The 16978-nt window shown below is 65.3% G+C and carries 16 protein-coding genes; 14 read left to right on the forward strand and 2 right to left on the reverse strand.

Annotation, left to right across the window (positions count from 1 at the left end):
• Nucleotides 1-209 precede the first annotated feature (209 nt).
• The 10 genes from soxX to XI05_RS22910 all read left to right on the forward strand — a co-directional run bounded on the left by soxX (nt 210) and on the right by XI05_RS22910 (nt 9084).
• The gene (gene soxX, locus XI05_RS22865) at nt 210-566 is read left to right on the forward strand and encodes a sulfur oxidation c-type cytochrome SoxX (RefSeq protein WP_442869310.1); all 357 of its coding nucleotides are present in this window, start codon (nt 210-212) and stop codon (nt 564-566) included.
• 28 nt (nt 567-594) lie between these two features.
• Nucleotides 595-1092: a thiosulfate oxidation carrier protein SoxY gene (gene soxY / locus XI05_RS22870; RefSeq protein WP_271505841.1), complete on the forward strand. Its 498-nt coding sequence runs from the start codon at nt 595-597 to the stop codon at nt 1090-1092.
• Nucleotides 1093-1107: 15 nt separating this feature from the next.
• A complete protein-coding gene (gene soxZ / locus XI05_RS22875; RefSeq protein WP_271505844.1) occupies nt 1108-1419 on the forward strand; it encodes a thiosulfate oxidation carrier complex protein SoxZ in 312 nt (103 codons plus the stop codon).
• Entirely contained in the window at nt 1419-2282 is an 864-nt protein-coding gene (gene soxA, locus XI05_RS22880; RefSeq protein ID WP_271505847.1) for a sulfur oxidation c-type cytochrome SoxA, read from the forward strand. Before soxZ ends, soxA begins: the two co-directional genes overlap by 1 nt.
• Nucleotides 2279-2584 carry a hypothetical protein gene (locus tag XI05_RS22885; RefSeq protein ID WP_212258888.1) on the forward strand — a complete coding sequence of 102 codons (306 nt, stop codon included), beginning with the start codon at nt 2279-2281 and terminating at the stop codon, nt 2582-2584. The genes soxA and XI05_RS22885 overlap by 4 nt, the downstream gene beginning before the upstream one ends.
• A 52-nt stretch (nt 2585-2636) precedes the next feature.
• A complete protein-coding gene (gene soxB / locus XI05_RS22890; RefSeq protein ID WP_271505852.1) occupies nt 2637-4388 on the forward strand; it encodes a thiosulfohydrolase SoxB in 1752 nt (583 codons plus the stop codon).
• A 127-nt stretch (nt 4389-4515) separates the two neighbouring features.
• Entirely contained in the window at nt 4516-5553 is a 1038-nt protein-coding gene (locus XI05_RS22895) for an MBL fold metallo-hydrolase (RefSeq protein ID WP_271505855.1), read from the forward strand.
• A gap of 85 nt (nt 5554-5638) precedes the next feature.
• The gene (locus XI05_RS22900) at nt 5639-5812 is read left to right on the forward strand and encodes a hypothetical protein (protein ID WP_260381743.1); all 174 of its coding nucleotides are present in this window, start codon (nt 5639-5641) and stop codon (nt 5810-5812) included.
• 135 nt (nt 5813-5947) lie between these two features.
• Nucleotides 5948-7153, forward strand: a complete 1206-nt coding sequence (locus tag XI05_RS22905) for an MFS transporter (protein WP_271505858.1) — start codon at nt 5948-5950, stop codon at nt 7151-7153.
• 212 nt (nt 7154-7365) lie between these two features.
• A complete protein-coding gene (locus tag XI05_RS22910; RefSeq protein WP_271505861.1) occupies nt 7366-9084 on the forward strand; it encodes an N-acyl-D-amino-acid deacylase family protein in 1719 nt (572 codons plus the stop codon).
• Nucleotides 9085-9269: 185 nt separating this feature from the next.
• Here XI05_RS22910 and XI05_RS22915 read toward each other — a convergent pair whose 3' ends face one another.
• Nucleotides 9270-10595, reverse strand: a complete 1326-nt coding sequence (locus XI05_RS22915; protein WP_271505863.1) for an MFS transporter — start codon at nt 10593-10595, stop codon at nt 9270-9272.
• A gap of 260 nt (nt 10596-10855) precedes the next feature.
• Between XI05_RS22915 and XI05_RS22920 the strand changes: the two genes are divergently transcribed.
• Genes XI05_RS22920 through XI05_RS22935 form a run of 4 tightly spaced genes read left to right on the forward strand, consistent with a single transcriptional unit; the run spans nt 10856 to nt 15459 of the window.
• Nucleotides 10856-11509: an ABC transporter ATP-binding protein gene (locus XI05_RS22920; RefSeq protein ID WP_271505866.1), complete on the forward strand. Its 654-nt coding sequence runs from the start codon at nt 10856-10858 to the stop codon at nt 11507-11509.
• The gene (locus XI05_RS22925) at nt 11506-13968 is read left to right on the forward strand and encodes an ABC transporter permease (RefSeq protein WP_271505869.1); all 2463 of its coding nucleotides are present in this window, start codon (nt 11506-11508) and stop codon (nt 13966-13968) included. The genes XI05_RS22920 and XI05_RS22925 overlap by 4 nt, the downstream gene beginning before the upstream one ends.
• The gene (locus XI05_RS22930) at nt 13958-15040 is read left to right on the forward strand and encodes a lipocalin-like domain-containing protein (RefSeq protein WP_271505872.1); all 1083 of its coding nucleotides are present in this window, start codon (nt 13958-13960) and stop codon (nt 15038-15040) included. Before XI05_RS22925 ends, XI05_RS22930 begins: the two co-directional genes overlap by 11 nt.
• A gap of 29 nt (nt 15041-15069) precedes the next feature.
• Nucleotides 15070-15459 (forward strand): MAPEG family protein, encoded by a 390-nt coding sequence (locus XI05_RS22935; RefSeq protein WP_271505875.1) that lies wholly within the window; start codon nt 15070-15072, stop codon nt 15457-15459.
• A gap of 160 nt (nt 15460-15619) precedes the next feature.
• On the opposite strand, the gene XI05_RS22940 is transcribed toward XI05_RS22935, so the two are convergent.
• Nucleotides 15620-16810, reverse strand: coding sequence for an ABC transporter substrate-binding protein (locus tag XI05_RS22940; protein ID WP_271505878.1), 1191 nt, complete (start codon nt 16808-16810; stop codon nt 15620-15622).
• Nucleotides 16811-16978: the final 168 nt, after the last annotated feature.

A 16978-nucleotide genomic window follows, 5' to 3' on the forward strand; every position in this document is an offset into this window, starting at 1 on the left:
ACCAAAAAAGAAGGCCAGAAGGCCAAACGTCCGAGAATAATTTGCCAGTCCGCGCCCATCCGCATGAGCAAACTATCTTGTCGGTTGCAATGCGGAGGATATTAACCCCATTTTGCCGCATGCATAGTCCTGATTGTCAGGCGATGTCCTTTGTGCTTTTGAACAATTCCGTAAATGAGATCATCGAGCTAACGCTCCGGGACGATGCCTTGACCGCCTTTCCTCGCAAGCCCGCTTTGCTTGTTGCCCTCGCCCTCCTCGCCGGCATGGCCATGGCCCCGGCGGGGGCGCAATCCGCCGTGACGGAGGGCCAGAAGCTCGCCTTCGACCGCGGCAAGGGCAATTGCCTGACTTGCCATGTCATCAAAGGCGGCGACCTGCCGGGAACGATCGGACCGGAACTGAAGGACATCAAGTCAAAATACCCTGATCGCAACGAGCTCACCGCGATCATCTTCGACGAGACCAAGCGCAATCCGCAAACCATGATGCCGCCGTTCGGCCGGAACCGGATTTTGACCGAACAGGAAATCGACGCGATCGTTGATTTCCTGCAGACACTGTAACCGCCGGCGGCCCCCGGGGAGACTTGAGATGACCACGACCCCCAAGCCTCATTGGAGGCCTCACCCGACGCGGCGCCTGATCCTTCAGGGCGCAGCCTCCGTGGCGCTGCTCGGCCTCGGCAATCTGCCGTTCGCGCCCGCGCGCGCCGCGGCGAACGACAAATATCCGGAAGAGGCCTTCAGGCAGAAGAGCGAAGCCGACGCGATCAAGGCGCTCTACGGCAAGACCGCCGAACCGTCGGACAAGGTCAAGCTGGATGCGCCGGAGATCGCCGAGAACGGCGGCGTCGTGCCGATCTCGGTGACGACGACGCTGGAGAAGGTCACCTCGATCTCGTTCTTCGTGGCGGAGAACCCGAGCGCGTTGGCGGCCAGCTACAGGATTCCCGATGGCACCATCCCTGCCGTCGCCAACCGGCTGAAGATGGCCAGGACCACCAAACTGACCGCGATCGTGGAGGCCGACGGCAAGCTCTACAGCGCGACCAAGGAGGTCAAGGTCACCGTCGGCGGTTGCGGCGGCTAAGCGAGGCAGATCGACATGGCATCCAGCATTCGCGTGCGCGCAACATCGAGCGGCGACATCACCGAGGTGCAGGCGCTGATCCAGCACCCGATGGACACCGGCCTCGTCAAGGATTCCAAGGGCGAGTTGATCCCGGCGCATTTCATCCAGCAGCTGAAGTTCGAATGTAACGGCAAGGACGTGTTCATCGCCGATTGGGGCACCGCCGTCTCCAAGGACCCCTATGTCAAGTTCAGCTTCAAGGGCGCCAAGAAGGGCGACGAACTCAATATCTCCTGGACCGACAACAAGGGCGGCTCGGACTCGACCACCGCGAAGATCGCGTGATGAACGCCCGCATCCACCTCCTGCTTGGCTCGTTCGGCGCCGCGCTCGTCGCGCTCGCCCTCGCTTCGCCCCGCGTGATCGCTGCCGACAAGGTGGATCCCGTTGCTGATGCCAAGGCGTTCCAGAACTTCTTCTTCCAGAAGTTTCCGGACGTGAAGCACGAGGATTTCGTCAACGGTCCGTATTCCATGAACGCGGACATGAAGCGGCAGTGGCAGGAGAAGGAGGAATTCCCGCCTTACGAGTTCGCGCTCGATGCCGGCAAGGAGATGTTCTCGACCCCGTTCAAGAACGGCAAGACCTATGCCGACTGCTTCCCGAACGGCGGCATCGGCATCCGCCAGAACTATCCGTACTTCGACAGCAAGGAAGGCAAGGTCATCACGCTGGAGCTCGCGCTCAACCGCTGCCGCGAGGCCAACGGCGAGGCGCCCTATTCCTACGTCAAGGACGAGATGGCCTCGCTCACCGCCTACATGGCCTACACTTCACGCGGCAAGCTGATGGACATCAAGATTCCCGATGACCCTCGCGCGCTCGCGGCGTACGAGAACGGCAAGCGCTATTTCTACACCCGGCGCGGCCAGATGAACTTCTCCTGTGCGAGCTGCCATGTGCAGAGCCCGGGCGAGCGCATCCGCGCCGAGACCCTGGCCCCGGCGCTCGGCATCGTCAACGCGATGCCGATCTACCGCTCGGAATGGAGCGGCATGGGCACGACCAGCCGCCGCTTCGTCACCTGCAATAGCCAGACCCGCGCGGTTCCGCTGGAGCCGCAGGCGGATGAATATCGCGACGTCGAATATTTCCTGTCCTACGTCGCCAACGGCCTGCCGATCTCAGGACCGGGAGCACGGCCATGAAGCGGTCACTTGCGCTCGCCATGCTGCTTGCCTTAAGCCTTGCGCCATCCGCGCGCGCGGCGAATGAGGCGGACTACAAGGCGGCCTATGCCGCCGCCGAAGCCGCCTCCAAGGAGGCGGCCGGCATGCGCAACCAGTGGACGGTGACCGTATCTGCGCTGGCGGCTGCGAAGAAGGCTGCCGACGGCGGCGATTTCGACCGTGCGGTGGCCGCGGCCAGGGAGGCCGAAGCGCTGGCGAAGGCGTCGATCTTCCAGGCTAGTTCCGAAAAAGAAGCCTGGAAGGCGATGGAAATCCGCTAGACTGCCCCGCGGTGAAACGGTCCAGCGACCACGAGAGGCGGAGAATTCGTGAATGGCGATCCGCCGCCGCGATTTCCTGAAAAGTGCAGGCCTTGCCGCTGCAACCATCGCCCTGCCGCGCCTGGCCCGCGGCGCTGATGCTGCCAGCATCTACGACCTCGAACGGTTCGGCACTGCGCGGATCCTGCACATCACCGACACGCATGCGCAGCTCAATCCGGTCTATTTCCGCGAGCCCAGTGTCAATATCGGCATCGGCGAGATGGCAGGACGGCCGCCGCATCTGGTCGGTCGCGCCTTTCTCGAACGCTTCGGCATTCGGCCCGACAGCGCCGATGCCTATGCCTTCACCTGCTTCGAGTTCGAGAAGTCCGCAGGCCGCTTCGGCAAGCTCGGGGGCTTTGCCCATCTGAAGACGCTGGTCGATCGCTTGCGCGCCGATGTCGGCGAGCGGCGTTCGCTGCTCGTCGACGGCGGCGATCTCTGGCAGGGCACGGGGCTGGCCAACCTGATGCAGGGCCGCGACATGGTCGAGATCGCCAATCTGCTCGGCATCGAGGCGATGACGGGGCATTGGGAATTCACCTATGGCGAGCAGGCGCTGCGCGACAATCTCGAGCGCTTCAAGGGCGAATTCCTGGCGCAGAACGTGTTCCTGACCGAGGAGGCCGCGTTCAACGACGCCCCCGCCTTCGACAAGGCCACGGGACGCGTGTTCAGGCCTTCTGTCATCAAGGAGCTCGGCGGGCATCGCGTCGCGATCGTCGGCCAAGCCTTCCCCTACACTCCGATCGCGCATCCCAAGAGGTTCACGCCGGACTGGAGCTTCGGCATCCGCGAGGAGGAGCTGCAGAAGCATGTCGATGCCTTGCGCGGCACCGACAAGGTCGATGCCGTCGTGCTGTTGTCGCACAACGGCATGGACGTGGACCTCAAGCTCGCAAGCCGGGTCACCGGCATCGACGTCATTCTCGGCGGCCACACCCATGATGCCGTACCGCAGCCTATGCCAGTGAAGAACGCAGGTGGCACGACGTTCGTCACCAATGCCGGATCGAACGGGAAATTCCTGGGTGTGCTCGATCTCGCGCTCGACAGCGGCAAGGTCAGCGATGTCAGGTACCATCTGCTGCCGGTCTATTCGGAGCTGCTGAAACCCGATCCGGCGATGGCCGAGCTGATCGGCCGGGTCCGTGCACCGCACGTGGCCGACTGGTCGGAGAAGATCGCGACACCCGACCGGCTGCTTTATCGCCGCGGCAATTTCTCCGGGCCCATGGACGAATTGATCTGCACCGCGCTGCGCACCGAGCTCGATGCCGAGATCGCGCTGTCGCCGGGCTTCCGCTGGGGCGTCACCGCGCTATCCGGCCAGGCTATGACCATGGAGGATCTGCTGGCGGAAACCGCGATCACCTATCCCGAAACCTATGTGCAGGAGATGACGGGGGCCCAGATCAAGGACCTGCTCGAGGACGTCTGCGACAACCTCTTCAATGCCGATCCCTACTACCAGCAAGGCGGCGACATGGTGCGCGCCGGCGGGCTCAGCTACACCTGCACGCCGGACGCTGCGATCGGCAGCCGCATCTCGGAGCTGAAGCTCGGTAGCGGCAAGGCGCTCAGCGCCAGCCACCGCTACAAGGTCGCGGGCTGGGCCTCGGTCAACGGCCAGCAGGGCGCGCCGGTATGGGACGTCGTCGGCAAATATCTGCGCTCGGGCCGGATGCTTCAGGAGCGACTGGGCTCCGGCGTGACGCTGAAAGGGGTCGAGGGCAATCCAGGCATTGCAGGATTGGGATGATGCCGTCGCCGCTCTCGCACCCGCAATAGGAATCTTCTAAATTTCGCTGCTCATGCAGTGAATTGCTTCTCTTTCTGACCCGTACCGTAGTAGAATCTTGGAAGTCAGTTCCAAGCCGGGTCCTGCCATGATCTTTCGCCAGCTCTTCGACAGCGTTTCGGGCACCTACAGCTACGTCCTCGCCAGCCGCCCCGGCGGCGAGGCGCTGATTCTCGACCCCGTGCTGGAGAAGGTCGACCGCTATTGCCAATTGCTGCGCGAGCTCGACCTCAAGCTGGTCAAGGCGGTCGACACGCATCTGCATGCCGACCACGTCACCGGCCTCGGCGAGCTGCGCGACCGCACCCATTGCATGACCGTGATGGGCGATCAGACCAAGGCCGACGTCGTCGCCATGCGGGTGGCGGACGGCGACAAGGTGACGATCGAGGGCCTGTCGCTCGACGTGATGTACACGCCGGGCCACACCGACGATTCCTATTCCTATTTGATGGGCGACCGCGTCTTCACCGGCGACACGCTGCTGATCCGCGGCACCGGCCGCACCGATTTCCAGAACGGCTCGGCGCGCGCGCAATACGATTCGATCTTCAACCGTCTCTTGAAGCTGCCGGACGAGACGATGGTGTTTCCGGCCCACGACTACAAGGGCGACACCGTCTCCACCATCGGCGAGGAAAAGCGCTACAATCCGCGGCTGCAGGTGCGCTCGGTCGACGAATATGTCGAGCTGATGGCCAATCTGAAGCTGCCCAATCCGAAGATGATGGACGTGGCGATCCCCGCCAACATGCATGTCGGCCTGCATCAGGAGGAGCTGGAGAAGGAAGGCCGCGCGCTCAGCGCGATCGAGGCGATCCGCAGCCTCGGCCGGCCCGACATCCTGCTGGTGGACTTGCGCGAGACCAATGAGCGGATGAAGCACGGCATGCTCGAAGGCGCGCTGCACACGCCCTATCCGTCGGTCGAGGAGAGCCTCAAGCCCGGCGGCATGCTGCGCGAGGTCGCGGCCGCGACGGGGCGCCGCGTCGTGTTCTTCTGCGCCTTCGGCGAACGCTCGGCGATGGCCGTTGCGGCTGCCAAGGAAGCGGGGCTTCTCAACAGCGCACATATCGCCGGCGGCATCGATGCCTGGAAGAAGGCGGGCGGGCCGGTGGTGCACTGACGGCCTCGTCGCCCCTTGAGATAAATCGGGCGGCGCACATATTTGGCGGTACATTCGGATGCAGCATCACCATCCGGGACCCGCCATGACCAAGACCGCAAAGCCGAGCGAACCACCCAAGATCGCCGAGAACAAGGCCGCGGATAAGAAGGCGAAGAAGCCCTCGTCCCGCCGTGCGAACGATGACGACGATTACGAAGACGGCGACATCGCGACGCCGAAACGCGACCGCTATGGCCCTGACGACGAGCCGTTCTGAGTGGGAACGCTGATTTTGATCGCGCGCTAGCGGGATGGAGCCCGCCCGCACTACCTGCCATGCGCCTGCGTTCATGGACAAATAACCGCCCTCCCCGATAGTTTGCCGGTCCATCGGGAGTGAAACGGAACTGCAATGGTCGACGTTCTCGCGGCACCGCAGCAAGGCAAGGCCGACAGCGCGCTGCGCACGCTCACCGGCATCTCGATCGCGCATTGGGTCAGCCATTTCCATCTGCTGGTCCTGCCGATGCTGTTTCCGTTCCTGAAGGAGAAGCTCGGCGTCGGCTATGTCGAGCTCGGCTTCTCGCTGACCACGCTCGCCGTCGTCTCCGGCCTGACCCAGGCGCCGACCGGCTATCTCGTCGACCATTTTGGCGCGCGCAAAATCCTGCTTGTAGGGCTGACGCTCGGCGGCTGCGCCCTGATCCTGCTCGGTCTGCACCTCAGCTACGCCGCGCTGATCGCCTGCGCCGTGCTGCTCGGGCTCGCCAATAGCGTCTATCATCCCGCCGATTATGCGATCCTGGCCGAGCACATGGACGAGGCGCGGATGGGCCGCGCCTTCTCGATCCACACCTTTGCCGGCTATCTCGGCGGCGCGGTGACGCCGGCGATCGTGGCGGCACTGGTCACGGTGTGGGGCGGCGTCGGCGCACTGATCGCCTCCGGCGCGATCGCCATTCTGGTGGCGGTGTTGCTGATCACCATGGGCATCCCCGAGGCCGGCGCACACAAGAAGAAGCCGGGTGGCGAGAGCGCGCCGAAGCAGGCCGTGATCACGCCGGCGCTGATCACGCTGACCGCGCTGTTCATGCTGCTCAGCCTGTCGGTCGCCGGCATCAACAATTTCGGCGTGGTCGCGCTGATGACCGGCTACGGCACGTCCTATTCGATCGCCAATATCGCGCTGACTGCGTTCCTCGCCGCCAGCGCCGCCGGCGTGCTCGCCGGCGGCTTCCTCGCCGACCGCACCGCGCGTCACGGCTATGTCGCCGCGGCCTGCTTCGCCGCGAATGCGGCCATCGTGCTGCTGATCGCGCTGGTGACGCTGCCGGGCTGGGCCCTCACGGCGACGATGGCGACCGCAGGCTTCCTCTCCGGCGTGATCGCGCCCTCGCGCGACATGCTGGTGCGCAATGCCGCGCCTGCGGGTGCCGCGGGGCGCGCCTTCGGCATCGTCTCCACCGGCTTCAATCTCGGTGGCATCGTCTCACCGCTGCTGTTCGGCTGGATCATGGACCAGAGCGCTCCGCATTGGGTGTTCGGCGCGTCCGTGATCTTCATGCTGGCGACAGTGGTGCTGTCGCCGTTCACCGAACGGCGGGCGGCGAAGGCTTGAGCTACAAACTGTCGTCCCCGCCTAGTGCGCAATTGCGCACGGCGGGCGGGGACCCATCACCACAGGGAATTGTTGGCGCGCGAGGCTGGTCACTCCGAGTCTTCGCAAAACATCTCCATGTGGTTATGGGTCCCGGATCTGCGCGCGCTTAGGCGCGCTTGTCCGGGACGACGGATAGAGAAAAGCAAAACGATAAAACGGGAAGAAACACCATGAGCAATCCTGATCTCGTGATCCGCGGCGGCAATGTCGCGGACGGAAGCGGCGGCGAGCTGTTCGAGGCCGACGTCGCCATCACCGGCGGCAGGATCAGCGAAGTCGGGAAGGTTTCCGCGAAAGGCCGCGAAGAGATCGACGCGCGCGGCAAGCTGGTGACGCCGGGCTTCGTCGACGTGCACACCCACTACGACGGGCAGGTCACCTGGAGCCAGGACATCACGCCGTCGTCGCAGAACGGCGTCACCACCGCGATCATGGGCAATTGCGGCGTCGGCTTTGCGCCGTGCAAGCCTGCCGACCGCACCCGTCTGATCCAGCTGATGGAGGGCGTCGAGGACATTCCCGAGCCGGTGCTGAGTGCCGGCATTCCCTGGGCCTGGGAGAGCTTTCCGGACTACATGAACTGGCTCGGCAAGCGCGATTTCGACATCGACGTCGGCGCGCAGCTGCCGCATGCCGCGCTGCGGGTCTATGTCATGGGCGAGCGCGGCGCACGCCGCGATCCCTCGACGCCTGAGGACAACGCGGCGATGGCGAAGCTCGCGGGCGAGGCCGTGCGCGCGGGCGCGCTCGGCTTCTCGACCTCGCGCACGCTCAACCACCGCACCTCGACCGGCGATTTCACGCCGACCCTGAAGGCCGGCGAGGACGAGCTCACCGCGATTGCCGGCGCGATGCACCGGCAGGGGCGGAGCGTGCTGCAATTCGTGCTCGACCTCTCCACCATCCACGAAGACCTGCCGATGATGCTGCGGGTGGCGGACAGCACGAAATGCCCGATCTCGTTCTCGATCACGCAGAACGACAAGGCGCCAAACCGCTGGCGCCAGACGCTGGACGAGATCAATGCAGCGGCCGGGCGCGGCCTCTCCATCACCGCGCAGATCGCGGCCCGGCCCGTCGGCCTCCTGCTCGGGCTCGAGCTTTCGCGCAATCCGTTCCAGACCCATCCGAGCTACAAGGCGATCGCGCACCTGCCGTTGAAGGAGCGGCTGATGCAGCTGCGTCAAGCCGACATGCGCAAGGCGATCCTGAGCGAGACGCCGACCGCAACCGACGATCCGCTGTTCTTCCGGCCCAACTACGACAAGATGTTTTTGCTCGGCGATCCCCCCGACTACGAGCAGCCGCCGGAGAATGCGCTGGGACCGCGGGCGCGCCAGCAGGGAAGGCAGCCGGAGGAGCTCGCGTACGAGGCCATGCTGTCGGACGACGGGCGCGGCATGCTCTACGTGCCGTTCCTGAACTATTCCGACGGCAATCTCGATGCGACGCGCGAGATGCTGCTCGATCCGCAATCGGTGCCGGGCCTCTCCGACGGCGGCGCGCATTGCGGCATCATCTGCGATGCCAGCTTCCCGACCTATCTCTTGACGCACTGGACGCGTGACCGCACGCGCGGCGAGAAGCTGTCGATCCCGTTCGTGGTCGCCGCGCAATCGCGCAAGACCGCGCTCTCGGTCGGCCTCACCGACCGCGGGCTCATTGCTCGCGGCTATAAAGCCGACGTCAACGTGGTCGACTACGACCGGCTGCATCTGCATCCGCCGAAGGTGCATTACGACCTGCCGGTCGGCGGTCGCAGGCTGTTGCAGGATGTCGACGGCTATGAGGCGACGATCGTCTCGGGCGTGGTGACGCGGCGGCACGGGGAAGCGACGGGGCAGCGGCCGGGGAAACTGATTCGTGGCGCGCAGGAGATGGTGAGCTAGCGAGGCGACCGCTTACCCTCCCCTGGAGGGGAGGGTCGGCTCACATGGAGCGCAGCGACATGTGAGACGGGGTGGGGTGACAGTCTCTCCACCGATACGGTGCCCGAGCGGAGAGATCACCCCACCCCGCTCGCGCTGCGCGCGATCGACCCCTCCAGGGGAGGGTAAGGAAGAGCGCGCCTCCCCTACGTCGGCGACACCGCGCCCTTCAGCGCCGTGCCCTGCGGCCCCGCACCACGGCTCAGCCTGGCCTTCTCCGTGTTCGGCCACAGCAGCAGCAGGCCGATGACGCCGGAGCCAATCATGACAGCCGCGTTGATGGTGAAGCCGGTCAGGTAGCCGTCAAGCATGGTGCCGGCGCGCTGGATCACGGTGCCCATCACGCTCGGCGCGATGATCCCTGAGAGCGTGTAAAGCGCGCCGTAGATCGCGATCACCGCGCCGCGCTGAGAGGCCGGGGTGAACTCGCCGAGCATCGGCGGGCAGACCACGTAGATCGCACCGCACAGGCCGGAGCCGACGACGAGCAGCGCGATCTGCAGGCCGGCGCCCTCGACATGCGCCATCGCGGTGAGGATCAGGCCGCCGATGATCAGCGGCACCGAGCCGAGCACGCCGCGCGAGATGCGCGTGGTGTAGCCGCGCGCCATCATCACTTGCGAGATCCAGCCGGTGAGGATGACGATGGTGGCGCCGAACACCCAGGGCAGGATCGAGATGAAGCCGGCCTGGCTCTGCGAGAAGCCGAGCCCCTTCACGATGAAGGGCGTGAACCAGGTGAGGCCGAGCGACAGCGCCCAATAGGCGCCGAAGGTCGCGATCACGCAGCCGAGGAAGGTGCGCGAGGTCAGCAGCTGCACGTACGGAATCTTCGGCTCGGTGGCGGCCAGGACCTCGGTATCCTCCAGCGGGCCTTCCTTGCCGAGCGCGAGCCAGGCCGCGACCCAGATCAGGCCGACGATTCCGAGCGCGCCGAAGGCGTAGTGCCAGGAATGGTTGACGATGATCCAGTTCAGCGCCGGCACCGCGAGGATGACGCCGAAGGCCGAGCCCTGCGACAGGATCGCGGTCGGCAGGGTGCGCTTCTCGTCGGGGAACCATTTGTAGATGGCGTGCGCGGCGACCGAGAAGGCCGGGCCTTCGCCGGCGCCCAGCACGATGCGGCAGATCAGGAGCGTGGTGAAGGAGACCGTGCCGACCATCGGGAACTGCGCCACCGCCCAGATCACCGCCAGCGTCAACAGCACCCAGCGCGTCGGCACCTTGTTGACGATGAAGCCAACCACGATGGCCGAGATCGAGAACAGGAAGAAGAACGAGGACCCGAGCAGGCCGAACTGCTCGGCGCTGAGCTTCATGTCGGTCATGATCGGCACGCCGGCGAGACCGACGACGATCTTGTCCGCGAAGTTCACCACCATGAAGAGAAAGAGGAGAAATGTAACGGTCCAAGCGCCCTGTGGCGTCTTGGTCGTTCTAGCCGCCAGATTCGGCGTTCCCTGAGCGCTCATCATTCTCCCCGCATGTCTTTTTCGGCACTTTTTTGATTTGGCCGTCTTGGAAGCTAACAGCGGCTTCAGGGCCAACGCAACCCCGGCATTTCCGTATCAGGTGTGCTACGCAGCATTCTTACCTCTCCCCGTTGGGGAGAGGTCGATTTGCGTAGCAAATCGGGTGAGGGGCCTCGGGCTCTCAAGAGACCGTAACCCCTCACCCGCGCCTACGGCGCGACCTCTCCCTATGGGAGAGGTGGAAGAGAAGTGGCAGGCCCGTGCTGAGCATCCGAAACCTCTCAAAGACCTTCTCCTCGGCGGGCGAGCCCGTCCACGTTCTGCGCGGCGTCGACCTTGACCTCGGGGGTGGCGAGCGCGTCGCACTGACCGGTGAGTCCGGCAGCGGCAAGAGCACGCTGCTGCACCTGATCGCCGGCCTCGACGCCGCCGATGGCGGCTCGATCCGGCTGGGCGACATCGAGGTCACCAAGCTCCCGGACGCGGGACGGGCAGGCTTACGGCGCGATCGCATTGGCCTGGTTTTTCAGCAATTCAACCTGATCCCGAGCCTCTCCGTCGCGGACAATCTCGCCTTCCAGGCTCGGATCGCCGGCCGGCATGATGCGGCCTGGACCAAGGAGCTTGTCGAGCGGCTCGGACTCGGCAGCCTGCTCAAGCGTTATCCAGAGCAAATATCCGGCGGCCAGCAGCAGCGGGTCGCGATCGGCCGGGCGCTGGCGACAAAGCCCTCGCTGCTGCTGGCGGACGAGCCGACCGGCAATCTCGACGAAGCCACCGCCGAGGAGGTGCTGGCACTGACGCGCGATCTCGTCGCGCGCACCGGCTGCGGCTTCCTGATGGTGACGCACAGCCTGCATCTCGCCGCCACGCTCGACCGTCATCTCACGTTGCATGCGGGGCGCATTTCATGAGGCGCGCGCTCTGGGTTCTCGCCGTGCTGCTCAGCCATTGGCGGCGCCACAAGATGCAATTCGCGACGCTGCTCATCGGATTGATCGCTGCAACCGCGCTGTGGAGCGGGGTGCAGGCCATCAATCAGCAGGCCCGCAATGCCTATGACCGCGCCGCGGCGACGTTCGGCGGCGTGCGCACGGCGATGCTGGTCGCTCCCAATGCGGCGACTTTCCCGCAGGAGCTGTTCGTAAAGCTCCGCCGCGCCGGCTGGCCGGTGTCGCCGTTGCTGGAGGGACGTGTCCAGATCAACGGGCGTTCGGTGCGGCTGCTCGGCATCGAGCCGGTCACGCTGCCGGTCGACGTCGGCAATGCGCCGCGCCTGGGTGCCGCGGATCTCAGCAGCTTCGTTGCTCCGCCCGGCCAGACATTGGTGGCCCGGGAGACGCTGCGGGACTTGCAGCAAGCAGAAGGCGCGGATCCGACGATCAGCAGCGGCGCAAAGCTGCCGCCGCTGCGCGTGCAGCCGCAGCTCGCACCCGGTGTGCTCGTGGTCGATATCGGCGTGGCACAACGGCTGCTGAGCAAGCCCGACCAGGTCTCGCGGCTGCTGATCGGCAAGCCGAAGGGCAAGCCCGCACCGCTCGCGAGCGTCGTCGGCGAGCAGTTGCAGTTGATAGAGCCGAATGCGGAGACGGAGCTGGAGCGTCTCACCGACAGTTTTCATCTCAACCTCACCGCCTTCGGCCTGCTGTCGTTCTTCGTCGGCCTGTTCATCGTCAATTCTGCCGTGGGCCTTGCCTTCGAGCAGCGGCTGCCGATGCTGCGCACCTTGCGCGCCTGTGGCGCCTCGGCGCGACTGGTCAATACGGTGCTGGTGATCGAGCTGGTTGCACTGGCGCTGGCCGCAGGGCTGATCGGGCTCGCTTGCGGCTATTTCATCGCAGCCGCCCTGCTGCCCGATGTCGCGGCCTCGCTGCGCGGGCTCTATGGCGCGCAGATCCCGGGGCAGCTCAGCCTGCGAGGCGAATGGTGGCTCGCCGGCATCGGCATCAGCGTTGCGGGCGCGCTCGTGGCGGCGGCGACGAGCCTGATCAAGGCGATCAGGATGCCGGTGCTGGCGACGGCGCAGCCGGGCGCCTGGCAGCAGCGGCAACGCCGCTGGCTGATCCTGCAGAGCTGTGCGGCCTGCGCCGTGTTCGCGGTCGCGCTGATGCTGCTCCACTACGGGCAATCGCTGATCGCAGGGTTCGGCGTGCTGGCCGCGCTGATGTTCGGTGCGGCACTGATCCTGCCGGCCTTCCTCGACATCATCCTGCTCGTCGGTCAGCGCCTCGCGCGCGGCCCGGTCGCGCTGTGGTTCTGGGCGGACAGCCGGCAGCAGCTCTCCGGCCTGTCGCTGGCGCTGATGGCGCTGCTGCTCGCGCTTGCCGTCAATGTCGGGGTCTCCACCATGGTCGAGACCTTCAGCCGCACCTTCATCGGCTGGCTCAACGGGCGGCTCGCGGCCGACGTCTACGTCAGCGCGTCCGACAATGCGCAGGGCGTCGCGATCCGCAACTGGCTGAAAGATCGCAGCGATGTTCAGGCGATCCTCTCGGGCGGACGCGCCGAAGCGCAGGTTCAGGGCCAGCCGGTGGAGCTGCTCGGCCTGCCCGATCACGCGCTCTATCGCGAGCGCTGGCCGCTGCTCGAGACCGCACCGCGCGCCTGGACCCGGCTGGTGCCGGGCAATGCCGCCTTCATCAGCGAGCAATTGAGCCGCCGGCTGAACGTGCAGATCGGCGACGTCGTCGAGGTGCCGGCGCCGGGCGGGAGCTGGGAGCTCGACATCGTCGGCATCTATGCCGATTACGGCAACCCCAAGGGGCAGCTCACGGTGAACGTCGCCGCACTGCTCCGGCAGTTTCCGCAGACGCCGCAGACCCGGATCGGCCTGATCGTCGCGAGAGAGAATATCCCCGGCCTGATCGCGGCCTTGCAGAAGCAGTTCGGGCTCGACGACCGCAGCGTCGCCGACCAGGCGACGGTGAAGGCGGAATCGATCCGCATCTTCAACCGCACCTTTGCGGTGACGTCGGCGCTGAACGCCTTCACGCTCGGCGTCGCCGGCATCGCCTTGCTCACGAGCCTGCTGACGCTGGCGAACTCCCGACTGCCGCAGCTTGCGCCGCTGTGGGCGATCGGCCTGACGCGGCCGCGCCTTGCCGCGATCGAGCTGACCAAGACGCTCTCGGTGGCGCTGTTGACCGCACTGCTGGCCGTGCCGCTCGGCCTTCTGGTCGCATGGTGCCTCATCGCCATCGTCAATGTGAAAGCCTTCGGCTGGCGGCTGCCGTTCCACGTGTTTCCGTTGCAATTGGTGGAGCTGGTCGCGGTGGCGCTGTTCGCCTCGCTGCTTGCGGCGCTGCTCCCGATGATGCGGCTGGCGCGGATGCAGCCGGCGAACCTCATCAAGGTGTTCGCCAATGAGCGCTGAAGCAATCACGCGGCGCGCCTTCGCCGGCGGCATTGCCGCCCTCGCCCTCGCACGCCGCGCCGGCGCGCAGGGCTATGCCGGACTCGGCGAGACCGCCGATGGCTTCGCGAAGGTGACGCCCGGGAAGGCGTTCACCTTTCCCGCCGATCACGGACCGCATCCTGAGTTTCGTATCGAGTGGTGGTATCTCACGGCAAACCTCGTCGACGCGAGCGGCGCTCCTTGCGGCCTGCAATGGACGCTGTTTCGCCAGGCGGCGCAGCCAGGTCCGCAAGGCGAGGGCTGGGCCAATCAGCAGGTGTGGATGGCGCATGCGGCGGTGACGCGCGCCGACACCCACCGCTTCTCCGAAACGTTTTCACGGGGTGGCGTCGGGCAAGCCGGCGTGACGGCGAAGCCGTTCGAGGCCTGGATCGACGATTGGGAGATGAAGGGCCTCGAGCGCCCCGACGATCGCACCTTGGCGCCGCTGAGGCTGAAGGCGTCCAGCACCGATTTCAGCTACGCACTGACGCTCGAGGCCGATCGTCCCGTCGTATTGCAGGGTGATGGCGGCTACAGCCGCAAGTCGGAGCGCGGGCAGGCTTCGTACTACTACAGCCAGCCGTTCTACCGTGCCCGCGGCACGCTCAGCATCGACGACAAGCCGGTCGATGTCTCGGGCCAGGCCTGGATGGACCGGGAATGGAGCAGCCAGCCGCTCGACGCCGACCAGACCGGCTGGGACTGGTTGTCACTGCATCTGTCATCCGGCGACAAGCTGATGCTGTACCGGCTGCGGCAGAAGGACGGCAAGGATTATCCGTTCGGCAATTGGATCAGCGCCAGCGGCGAGACCCAGATGATTGCAGGGAACGACATCCAGATGATGCCGAAGGCGACGGCTGAGGTTGCGGGACGCAAGCTGCCGGTGCAATGGGAGATCGCGATTCCCTCGCGATCGTTCACGATCCTGTGCAAGCCGCTCAATCCCAGAGCCTGGATGGGGACCGGCTTCTCGTACTGGGAAGGGCCAATCAGCTTTGCCGGCACGCATGACGGCGTTGGCTATCTCGAGCTGACCGGCTATTGAAGCGCGTCTGCTCTTCAAGGGGTTTCGCGATGTATCATCTCACCGCGCTCGTCACGCTGCTGGCGATCGCATTTTATTTCTTCACCGCCATCAACGTCTCGCGCTCGCGCACCAAGACCGGCGTCAAAGTGCCTGCGATGGCGGGCCATCCGGATTTCGAGCGGGCCTTCCGCATCCAGATGAACACGCTGGAATGGATGCCGATTGTCCTGCCCGCGCTCTGGCTGTTCGCGATCTATGTCAGCGACGCCATCGCGGCGGGGATCGGCGCGATCTGGATCATCGGCCGTATCGTCTATTTCGTCGGCTATTCACAAGCAGCGGCCAAGCGCGGCACGGGCTTCGCGATCCAGGCGCTCGCCGCCATGGCGCTGTGGGTCGGAGCGCTGGGAGCGGTGGTGTTGCGGTTGGTGAAGTGAAGCACGGCAGTAACGCGAGCGTCGTGTCCCGGGCGCAGTGCAGCGTGCAACGCTGCGCCGCTGAACCGGGACCCAGTCACGCCTGCACGCCCGAAGAGGCGTGGGTCCCGGCTCTGCGCAGCAGCGTTTCACGCTGCAGCGCGTCCGGGACACGAGAGCGTCACTTGGTCAGCGGGCAGCCGCTCTCCTTGGCGGTGAAGAAAGCCTTGTCGCCGGGGACGGTGGCGAGCAGCTTGTAATAGTCCCAGGGCTTCTTCGACTCCGAGGGCTTCTTGACCTCGAACAGATACATGTCGTGGACCATGCGGCCGTTCTCGAGCACCTTGCCGCCCTGCGCGAAGTCGTCGTCGACCGGCAGCTCCTTCAACTTCTTGGCGACGGCATCCGGATCCTTGGTGCCAGCGGCCTTGACCGCCTTCAGGTAGCTCAGCGTCGCCGAATAGGTGCCGGCGTGGATCATGCTCGGCATCCGGCCGGTGCGCTTGAGGAAGCGCTCGCCGAGATGGCGCGTCTTGTCGTTGAGATCCCAGTAATAGCCCTCGGTCAGCACCAGACCTTGCGCGGCCTGCAGGCCGAGGCCGTTGACTTCGGCGAGCGTCATCAGGAGGCCGGCGAGCTTCTGGCCACTGGCGACGATGCCGAATTCGGACGCCTGCTTGATCGAGTTGGTGGTGTCGAGGCCGGCATTGGCGAGGCCGACGATCTTCGCCTTCGAGCTCTGCGCCTGCAGAAGAAACGAGGAGAAGTCCGAGGAGTTGAGCGGCACGCGCACCGAGCCGACCACCTTGCCGCCAGTGGCGGTGACGATCTCGCTGGTGTCCTTCTCCAGCGCGTAGCCGAAGGCGTAGTCCGCGGTGAGGAAGAACCAGGTGTCGCCGCCGGCCTTGGTCAGCGCACCACCGGTGCCGACGCCGAGCGCGCGGGTGTCGTAGGCCCAGTGGAAACCGTAGGGCTGGCAGGCGTCACCGGTGAGGCGCGAGGTTGCCGCGCCGACGACGATGTCGATCTTCTTCTTTTCCTTGGAGAGCTCGTGGATCGCGAGCGCGACCGAGGAGGTCGTCAGCTCCGTGATCATGTCGACATTCTCGACGTCGTACCAGCGCCGCGCGATCGAGCTGGCCAGATCCGGCTTGTTCTGGTGGTCGGCAGTGACGAGCTCGATCTTCTGGCCGAGCACCTCGCCGCCGAAATCCTCGATCGCCATCTTGGCCGCTTCGACCGACCATTTGCCGCCGTAATCGGCATAGACGCCGGACTGGTCGTTGAGGATGCCGATCTTGACGCCTTGCGCGGAGGCGGGAACCGCAATCAAGAGGGCCGAGGCCGCTGCGGCCCAAAGTGCTGATTTCATATGTTTATCTCCCAGCATTCTTCTGTGAAATCGCGCGGATAGTAGTGAAGAACCCCGCGTGCGCCCATCCATTTCATATTGGTCGTTAGTATGGAGGGGCAAAACAGCTGTCGTCCCGGATCTGCGCTTGCGCTTGTCCGGGACGACACTGTGATCGAGAACACACCA

The sequence above is a fragment of the Bradyrhizobium sp. CCBAU 11357 genome (assembly GCF_028128865.1).
Classification (GTDB): domain Bacteria; phylum Pseudomonadota; class Alphaproteobacteria; order Rhizobiales; family Xanthobacteraceae; genus Bradyrhizobium.